Source organism: Nocardiopsis listeri (assembly GCF_020741345.1).
GTDB lineage: Bacteria > Actinomycetota > Actinomycetes > Streptosporangiales > Streptosporangiaceae > Nocardiopsis > Nocardiopsis listeri_A.
Genome location: NZ_DYZD01000242.1, coordinates 1 through 3,879, shown reverse-complemented (window position 1 = coordinate 3,879; position 3,879 = coordinate 1). Strand labels below are relative to the sequence as shown.

General features: G+C 67.8%; 3 protein-coding genes. 1 reads left to right on the top strand and 2 read right to left on the bottom strand.

The window, feature by feature from the left end:
• The coding region (locus K8V84_RS12900; RefSeq protein WP_304074461.1) for a M14 family metallopeptidase at positions 1–1,156 on the top strand (1,156 nt) is incomplete at its 5' end.
• A gap of 74 nt (positions 1,157–1,230) precedes the next feature.
• Here the strand turns inward: K8V84_RS12900 and K8V84_RS12895 are convergent.
• Together K8V84_RS12895 and K8V84_RS12890 are read right to left on the bottom strand one after the other, a co-directional pair.
• Entirely contained in the window at positions 1,231–2,529 is a 1,299-nt protein-coding gene (locus tag K8V84_RS12895; RefSeq protein ID WP_304074460.1) for an amidohydrolase family protein, read from the bottom strand.
• Positions 2,530–2,682: 153 nt separating this feature from the next.
• Positions 2,683–3,879, bottom strand: a 1,197-nt coding sequence (locus K8V84_RS12890; protein WP_304074459.1) for a thiamine pyrophosphate-dependent enzyme, incomplete at its 5' end; no start/stop codon positions are given.

Here is a 3,879-nt window from a genome sequence, read left to right as displayed (position 1 = left end):
GTACGAGGTCGACGGTGTGAGCACCGCCGAGGAACGTTCCGAGATCGCCGCCACCGGTGTCGCGATCGACCACGTCGGAGACGACTCGTTGCTGGTCACCGGGTCCAGCGACGACATCGACGAGCTGGACTCCCTCGGCTACGCCGCCGAGCCCTACGGACCCCCCGAGACCCTGGCCTCCCCGGACCCGGGCTACACCACCTACCCCGAGCTGCTGGAGATCGTCGACGAGGTCGTCGCCCAGTACCCCGACCTCGCCGCCAAGGAGGTCTACGGGCAGTCCTACGAGGGTCAGGACCTGGTCGCGGTGAAGATCAGCGACAACGTGTCCGTGGACGAGGACCAGCCCGAGGTGCTGTTCACCCACTCCCAGCACGCGCGCGAACATCTCACCGTCGAGATGGCCATCCACCTGATGGGCCTGCTCACCGAGGGATACGGCGAGGACGACCGCATCACCGAACTGGTCGACGGCCGCGAGATCTGGATCCTGCCGAACGTCAACCCGGACGGCAGCGAGTACGACATGGCGGGCGACACCTGGCGGGACTGGCGCAAGAACCGTCAGCCCAGCGAGGGTTCGTCGGCCGTCGGCACCGACCTGAACCGAAACTGGGCCTACAACTGGGGCTGCTGCGGCGGTTCCTCCGACGACCCGGAGAGCATCACCTACCGGGGCGACGCGGCCGAGTCCGGCGTGGAGGTGGCCGCCGTAGCGGACTTCGTGCGCGGCCGCGTGGTGGACGGCGAGCAGCAGATCACCAGCGCCATCGACTTCCACACCTACAGCGAACTCATCCTCTGGCCGTTCGGCTACACCTACGACCAGGTGACCGACGCGATGTCACAGGAGGAGTACGACACCCACGCCGCGCTGGGCGAGTACATGGCCGAGGCCAACGGGTACACGCCCCAGCAGTCCAGCGACCTGTACGTCACGGACGGGTCCATCAACGACTGGCTGTGGGCCGACCAGGGCATCGTGAACTTCACCTACGAGATGTACCCGAAGTCTCCCGCGGACGGTGGCTTCTACCCGCCGTCGTCGGTGATCGAGCGTGAGACCTCCCGCAACGAGGAGGCCGTGCTGCGCCTGCTCGACTACGCGGACTGCCCCTACCGCATCATCGACGAGGAAGAGACGTTCTGCGGCTGACCGACACCGCGGCGTGCTTCGCTCCCACCGACGGAACCCCGGCCCGCCCGTTCGGACCGGGGTTCCGCTCGCCCCTACCCGAAACGGTTGCGGTACGTCCGTCCGTCCTTGACGATGACGGACAGGTTCCGCTCGGGATCGGCCAACAGGGAGAGATCCCGTGTGGGGTCGCCCTCCACCACCAGCAGGTCCGCCCAGGCACCCGCTCGTACCACCCCCGACCTCGCCTGACCATAGGGGTCGCGTTTCCCGGCCATCTGGAGCAGGGTCGCGTTGCCCGAGGTGCCGATACGCAGGGCCTCCACCGGGGACATGTACCGGTCCAGCCGGGCGAACATCCGGGACTGACGATCACCCGAACCCGGAGCGAAGAGCAGATCCGTACCGAAGGCGGTCCGTACATCATGCCGGTGCGCCCAGGTGAACAGGTCCGCCACGCCCTGGGTGACCTTGGCGTCCTTGGCCTTGGACCGCGGATCGGGAAAGGTGTGGTCGCCCTCGGCGAAGGGCTGGGTGCTCAACCACGCGCCCTTACGCGCGATGAGGGCGACCGTCTCCTCGTCCGCCAGGTGCCCGTGTTCGATGGAGCGGACCCCCGCGTCCAGGGCGCGCCTGATCCCCTCGGTGGTGAACACGTGCACGGCGACGTAGGTGCCCCAGTCCCGAGCCGCCCGGACCGCCACCCGCAGTTCCTCCGGGGTGAACTGCAACACGTCCAGGTCGTCGTACACGGAGGTGACCCCGCCTCCGGCCATGAGTTTGACCTGGCAGGCCCCTCGCTTGAGCTGTTCGCGGACGGCGGCGAGCACCCGTTCGGGTCCGTCCGCGACCCGCATGATCCCCACCTGTTCCGCCCGGGAGAGCGGACCTCCCAAGGCGGTGGGCGCGTCGTAGACGGCGGAGAAGTCTCCGTGTCCGGCCGTCTGGGAGATCGCGGCGTTGCTCGGGTATATACGCGGTCCGGGGAACTCGCCGGCGTCGATCACGCTCTTGATCGCGCCGGTGGGACCACCCATGTCGCGTATCGAGGTGAATCCGCGCATGAGCATGCGGTGGGCTTCACCGAGGGCCTTGCAGTGCACCAACCCGTCCGGGCCGGTCAACACTTCGAGGGCGGAGACCCCGGCGACCGCCAGGTGCGCGTGAGCGTCGATGAGCCCGGGCATGAGCACCCGGACGGCCTCTCCCGCCCCGTCTGCGCAGTCGATGACCCGGGCACCCTCGGGTTCGTCGAAGGCTTCCGTACGGGGAACGATCCGATCGACGTACCTTCCGCGCACCACCACGTGCCCGGGTTCGAGCCGCTCGCTCTCCCCGTCGAAGACGCGTACGTTCTTGATGACCAGTGGTGATGACTCAGCGTTGTTGTTCACATGGTCTCTGTGATCGACTTCGGGCCTTCCGAAACCTCCGCGGATGTACCGGTGAGGGAACACCGGAAGCGGAGAAAGGGCCCCTCCTGCCGGTCTCGGAGGGGCCCTGCCACGGGGCTCGGGTGCAGGTCCGACCCGTGGCGGTCTTCGGGATCAGGCGTTCGGCAGCGGCTCGAACTCCTTGACCGCGTCGATCGCCGGACCGTGCGGGGTGTTGGCCTCGCGCTCGATCATGATCTCCACCAGCACCGGGCGCGAGGTCGCCCTGGCCTCCTTGCGGGCCCACTCCAGGGAGTCGCGGACCTCGCCCGGCTCCCACACGCGCCGCCCGGAGCACCCGTAGGCCTCCATGAGCTTGACGTTGTCGGTGCCGTACTCGTCGTAGTGGACGTCCACCTGGAAGTTCATGTCGAACGGGATGGACGCCTGGCGGATCAGGCCCAGGTACTCGTTGTTGAGCATGATGATCACGTACGGCACGTCGTACTGGGCGGCGACGGCCAGCTCCTCGACCATGTACTGGAAGCCGTAGTCACCGACGATGCCGACGACCTCGGCGTCGGGTTCGGTGTTCTTGAGCGCCTTCTTGACACCGATGGCCGCGGGGATCTCCCAACCGAGCGGGCCCGCCTGACCGCAGATCTGGTAGTGGCGCGGCTTGTACGCCTTCTGGTGCTGGCCGCCCCAGATCTGGTAGAGGCCGATGGCGGTGACGAAGTAGGTGTCGGCGTCGAAGACCTCGTTGATCTCCTTGTACACGCGCGGGGCCTTGACCGGGACACTGTCGAAGTCCTCCCGGCGGGTGAGGGTCTCCTTCAGCTCGCCGACTCGGGCGATCCACTCCCCCACCTGCGCCTTGGCCTCACGACGCTTGGCCGCCGCCAGAAGTTCGCGCAGGAAGAGGCGTGCGTCGGAGACCACCCCCAGGTCGGGTTCGAAGACCCGACCGATCTGGGTGGCCTCGATGTCGACGTGGATGAACTTGCGCTCGCCCCGGTAGACGTCGATCCGGCCGGTGTGACGGTCGGCGAAGCGCGCGCCCACCGCCAGGACCAGGTCGGACTCCAGGAAGGACGTGTTGCCGTAGCGCTGGGAGGTCTGCACACCGGTCATGCCCGAGTACAACGGTGAGTCCTCGTCGAAGGATCCCTTGCCCATGAGGGTGACCTGCACCGGGACCCGGAGGTACTCGGCGAGTTCGCGCAGGTCCTCGGAGGCCTCGGCCAGGATGACTCCGCCGCCGGCGAGGATGAGCGGACGTTCCGCCTCCAGCAGCAGGTCCAGGGCCTTCTCCACGCGCGGCGGGTGCGGCTCGACGGTGTTGATCTTGAGCGCGCTGTCCAGCGCCGG